Below are 6,186 nucleotides of genomic sequence, written 5' to 3'. Positions count from 1 at the left end.
CCCTACCAGCGAGTCCAGCACCGGCCCCAACCCCACCCACTCCCCCGCCTGGCGCGACGCACGCGGCACCGCCTCGGTCCACCGGCAGGACATCACCTGGCACTCCATCACCGACGTCCGTATCAGTCTCGTGCCCGACCCGGACGGCACCGACCAGGACATCGTGAGGCGAGCGCGCCCCCACCGCTTCGACCTCCGCCGCTTCACCTTCGGGGGAACCCGCTACACCGATATCACCCTCGCCCTCCACCTCACCTCCGACAACAGCGGTATCGAAGCCAGCATCGACAAGGCCACCAACCACCTCAACACACAGGCCTACCACGCACCCGACGGCAGCCGGCTCACCTTCACCGTCACCCTCGCCGACCAGCAGGCCGACGCCCACCTCACCCTCACACTCACCCGGCTCACCGAGAACGCCGTCGACACAGTCGACCACCACATCAACTGGTCCCCCACCGCAGGCCTCGAGAACTACACCCACCTCATCACCGAACACACCGGCTTCGTCATCTCCAACGACGGAGGATTCCTCACACCACGCCGCGAAACAGCACACCTCTACACCACACCACCCACCACCACAACCACCCAGCTCAACGACATCAATTACAACGACCTCTTCAACGATGTCTACAGACAACTCACCCACAACAACCACCCCCGCCCCTACATCACCCGCGACGAACTCGAGACCTACGTCCGAAGCCACCCCGGCCTTATCCGCCCCCACAGCACCTACGCAACTCTCGCCTCGGACATCGTCATATCCCTCCTCAGCCATGGCGACCCCAGAGGCCTGAGAGGCGGCACACCCAGCCACTCCACCGAATCACAATCACCCACAGGCCCCGACGCACCCATCGCCGGCCCCTCCTACACCCGTCCACCGAACACGGACAAAGGAAAGGGCAGAGAGGACACAGCCGCACCACAGAAGCCCGAGGGCAGCGCCGGCACAACCAGCGCGTCCAGCGCCGACCCCTCAGAGACCCGAAGCACCGCGGCACTCCACACCGTCCCGGACAACACCCCCACCCCTCAGCAGTCCATCGAAGCCGGCCTCTCAGACCACGACCCCATCGACGCAGACGGCTCCGGCGACATACCCACTGCGTCCACCACGGGCCTCTCACACACCCACACCCCGCACAACCTCCCCACCGACACCGACCGCTCGTCCGGTGACGACACCTCACCGGGCCGCACCGGCTCCACCGGACAGCGGGGAGAACCGGAAAGGGAACAACAGGCCGACACCGAAGGAAAGAAGCGACCCTGGTACCTGGACAGCGGCGCTCTGGGGGACGCCTGGGTGTCCGAGGTGGACCCCCCGAAGGCCGACGACACGAACAAGTCGACCGAGCGGATCAGCGCCCAGACCCGCCAGGCAGGCGACAGCCCGGAACTCTCGGCGGGCATACACGACGGGGTACGGGCCATGCTCTCCGTCACGGACGCCAAGCAGTGGGACACCCTGCTGCGGCGCGGCACGCAGTTCGTCGCCGACGGCCGACTCGTATGGCTGCGGCCCGTGCTGCGTGACGCCGCGCCGCTCGTCGAGGAGACGGGCGCCGTCCGCGAGTACGCGGTCGGCTTCAGCACCTCCAAGGTGGGCCGCGCCACCCTGGAGAGCAAGTCCAGAAGCTTCGAAGCGTCGCTGCTCACCTTCCTGAACATCGGCTCGAAAGTCGTCTCCACTCTTCTTCCGGCCTTCCCCGTCGTCGGAATGGGCCTGACGGACAAGGTCGGCGCGAAGAACGACTGGACGCTGATCTCGGGCCGCAAAATGTTCGTCCAGCGCAACGAGCCGCTCCGGGCGGGCCTGATGGTCCGCGTCTTCGTCGACGGCGAGGAGCGCGAGCACCGCGTGGTGCTCCCGCCACGCCTCACCGTCCGGGTGCCCGCTTCGCACGTGACGAAGGAAGAACCCCAGCTCACACCGTATGAAGCACCGGAGCCGCTGCCCGGAGCCGGTATCAAGACGCAGCAGTCGATCGGAGTCCGCCAGGTACTCAACGCCGTCGATCCGATCCCGGTGACCGCCGCACTGCAACACACGCTGCGTACGGAGCAGCGTTTCTCCGCCGCGGCGGTCATGGAGATCGTCAACGCCGCCCAGAGCGTGCTGAACGAGCAGTCACTGCGCAACAGCAGCCGCCTGCTGTTCACCCACGGCATCGTCCTGCCGGCCCTGAACATCTCCCTGGGTCCCATGAAGTCGTTCAAGGGACACATGGTGATCCGGGCGGACATGGACACGATCCGGTACCTGGGAGACATCTCCGCCACCGGGATCCGCGACGACCAGGGCATCGGGATCACCACAGCGCAGACGAAGGAATGGACCAGCAAGGGTTCCCTGGCGTTGGCCGTCAACACCCTGGGCTTGACGAAATCCGAAGAGGATTCGGGTCAGCGCTCCTCGGGCATCGGCCCCGCCGCCAAAATCGCCTTCAAGCCGCACCGGAGCACGGGCCACGGACTGACCGGGGCCTCGTTCAACCACACCGTGCTGAACTCCCGTGAACCGCTCAGCCGATACCAGTCACAGCTGCGCATCGTCATCGAGACCGTATCGTCCACCCATGCCGTGCCGAGCGTGAGCCGGCCCGCCGAGTCGGAGGTCGCCGTCCCCAGCCGAGAGGCGCCCAAGTTCGAGCGGGCCCTGCTGGGGCCCGTGCTCACCTCGGTGCTGCGTGCCAGGCAGCTCATCGGTCCGGTCGCCGCGCAGCCGCACGTGCGGACGCTGCTGCGGATCGCGGACCTGCGGATCGCACCGGCAGCCTCCGAGCGCCCACGCTCACTGGACGAACCACTGGATGACCCTGACGCGAGCGAGCCCCTACCGCTGGCGACACGTCGCGGCATCGGGTTCGGTGAGAGCACCCTGCTGCCAGGCGCCGAGCTGGTCCTCGACCAGCTGCGCACGGTCCTGCGGGAGCAGGTGGCAGCCGCCGGGAAGGCGGGCGCCGACTGGTCCACGACCGACCGGGAACTGGACGTGTGGTTCGCCAGGCCCGCCCTCGAGGCGGACCTGTCGCAGCTGCTGGCCGGTGTCGACCGCACGGTCCGCGTGGGCGGCCGTACCTACCGGCTCGGAGTCAAGGCGCACCTGCGCGAGCGGCTCAGGGGAAGCAGTTATCCCCTGGTGGTCAACGCCCGTTCCCAGAGGACGGGGGCTGTCGCCGGCCACCGGAAGAAGACACGCGGCTGGAAGGTGAACGCCGGCGCCGGACTGCGGCTCAAGCTGCGTACCTGGGCCGTGCTGAGCCTGGGCACGGCGGGAGGCTCGGCGGAGTACCGGACCATCATGGCGGACGCCTTCACCGGCACCGCCAAGTCCTACCGGCGCACCGAGACGACCGGGGACGTGGACGAGCACGTCTACCGGGTCATCTACGAACTCACGGTCCAGGACGTCGATGCCAAGGCCGACAAGAACGCGTCGCGGACCTGGTGGATCCACCGTGCCCATCACAAGGGCGTGGTCGCCCGGATCGTCGTCCCCAAGGAGCACGTCCCGTCGAGCGCGCCCGACAGGGCCGAACTGAGCTCGACCGGCCAGGTCACCACACTCACGGCCTGGCCGCAGACCGGCGCGGTCGACTTCGCCACGGGCGGGGCGGCCGGGGTGTACCCGGCCTTCCTGGTGATGCCCGAACTGACCCGCCTCGCCGCCGATCTGTACGCCGAGTCGAACGGCGACCCCCTGTCCGACAACCGCCTGGACTGGCCGAGCGCACTCAAGGACGTGACGAGCCCAGAACACCTCGCCGCCGAGTTCGCCTCGCTGACCAGCCCCCAGGGCCTCGTCGTCGGCCTGCCCACCGCCTCCGACGGCGGCAAACGAGCCCTGCGGCTACGGCTGCGCGGCTACCGCCCCCGCCACCAGGGCACCAACGAGGCTGAGGTGGAGCAGTACGAGTACGGCGGCTACCAGCACGCCGCCACCGGGGGCCACGCCGTGGACTACGGCGTCAACGCGTCGCTGGGTCCGCAGTTCCAGCTGGGCAGCGACAAGGGCGACGTCAAGGGCGCGTCCCCGGCGGCCGGCCAGGAAGAGGAGCACGGGCCGAAGGGTCCGGGCGGCCGGGTCATGGCCCGCGTGACGGCCGAGGCGGACCGGGAGACCGAGCACGAGACGGAGGTCGACCGGGGCTTCATCGACATCAGCCGCGCCACCTACAGCGGCCCCAAACACACGTTCCGCATGGATCCGGTCTTCGAGGTCACACTGTTCGCGTGGCGGGGTGACGTCAGCACCGAGACGTCCCGCTACCTGCAAATCACGAACGGGCTGGACGTCCTGGTGCCCGAACGGCGCCTGCCCGCCCTGAAACTCGTAGCTCCCGAAACCGTTCAGGTCTGGCCCCACAGGCCTCGCCGGCACGCCCATCCGGGTCTGGAGCCCGGCTCCGGCTTCGCCGAACAGCTCCACGCGGACGCCGTACTGGACCACATCTTCCAGCAGTTGCAGAACCAGGGCGTGCTGCGCAAGGAGAAGGCGGGCGCCGCGCAACGCCCGGACCTGCTGCGCAGGATGCTCACGCAGTCGTTCTCGACGGAGGCGCTGCGCAGCCAGTGGACGACGCTGCGGACGGACGGCGTGCAGCGCTTCATCCCGATCCCGGGGTCCTTCGGCGGCGGGCGGGAACTGATGGTGCGGGTCAAGGCGCACCTCGGGGCCGCCCAGTGGCAAGAGTCGCGCCCGGACGTGAAGCTGATGCTCCGCACCGAGGGGCTGCACGAGATCAAGCACAAGGAGATGCACGTCACCGGCGTCGGCGGCAGGCTGGACGCGATGGCGCGGGGCGGCGCGGGCGTGGGCCACAGCGGCGTGGAGGGGGCCGCGGGCTACACCGGCAAGTCCTCCGAGGCCGAGGAGCAGCTGCACAAGACACTCGACATCGCCCGCGCCAACTTCCGCGGCGAGTCGTACGCCACCGGCCACGCCGTCACGTTCACCGTCGAGATCGCCCTGCGGGACCAACTGCCCGAGCTGCCCGACCTGATCGCGCGCGGACTGTACGCCGCCTACAGCTCCGCACGCTCGCTGATCGGCCGTCAGGAAGCGGGTACGCGGTGGTACGGCGACCGGTCCTCCGTCTGGCACCACATCGCCGGGCCGCGGCCCGCCGGGGCCGGTGTGCGGGCCGACGGCAGCGGCGGCACCTCCCGTGCCGACAAGGGCAAGGACCGAGCGGTCGAGGGCTCCGTCCTGCTGCTGCTGCCCGAGCACCTGATGGTGGAGGCCGACACCGCGCAGCTGGACCCCGGACCCGTCCTCGGCAGCGACCCCGTCTGGCAGCAACGGCAGCCCGGACCGACGGGGGACGTGGTGGTCTCCGCGTCGGAGCGGGCCGCCCTGGACAAACTCATCGACAACCTCCACCCGTGGTCACTGCCGGCCGGCGCCGCCATCGCGCGCTGGGCCGCGCTGCCCGCGGCCCCCTTCCGCCCGCCGACCGACCTGAGCGTGCCGGACGCCTGGTACGTGCCGGGCCTCGACGCCACCACCTTCGCCGGCCGGCGCTACGAGAACGCCACCGACAACATCCTGCGCTCCCGCATCGCCGATCTGCTGCGAGGCACCTACACCGTGCCCGTCTTCGCGGACAAGGTCACCGTCGAGCTGAGAATCACCGGCATACACCGGGTGCCGGGCATCCCGGACGTGCAGATCAAGGGCCGCCGCTACACGCAGGACATCGACGGCGAGGAACAGCGCCGCGGCGGCGAACGGGGCTGGTTCGCGGCGCTCGGACCGGAGGCCGGCGGCGAGGCGGACGAGCACACCAAACTGGCGGGCGCGCTGCCCCTGGAGTACGAGCGGGGCAGCGCCGAGGACCGGTCGGCGGAGCGCAACGACACCGACGAACGCAACAAGGAGTCCGTCCTCTTCCACCGCGCCTACGCCTTCGACACCGAGGTGCTCCTGACCGGCAGACACGGCACGATCCGGCTGAGCGCACCACAGGCCCTCTACGGCACGCTCCCCCTGGAGGAGGACACCGACGGCACCCTCGTACCCGCCGACGGAATCGGACAGAGCCTCGCCCGCTTCTTCGAGACGGCCGAGCCGGGCCCGGAGCCGATCGAAAAGAACCAGGAGGAGCAATCCCACTCCATACTGTCGCCTTCCGGCCAGCCGTACCTGCCGGACTTCCGAACGATCCCGCA

General features: G+C 69.4%; 1 protein-coding gene. It reads left to right on the top strand.

The features are described from left to right. Positions 1-6,186 (top strand): hypothetical protein (locus tag KUM32_RS28400; RefSeq protein ID WP_374227561.1); only part of this gene is annotated, 6,186 nt, incomplete at both ends.

Source organism: Streptomyces sp. AC627_RSS907 (assembly GCF_019049165.1).
The sequence above is the reverse complement of the archived record's forward strand: the minus strand, read 5'-3'. Positions and strand labels throughout refer to the sequence as shown.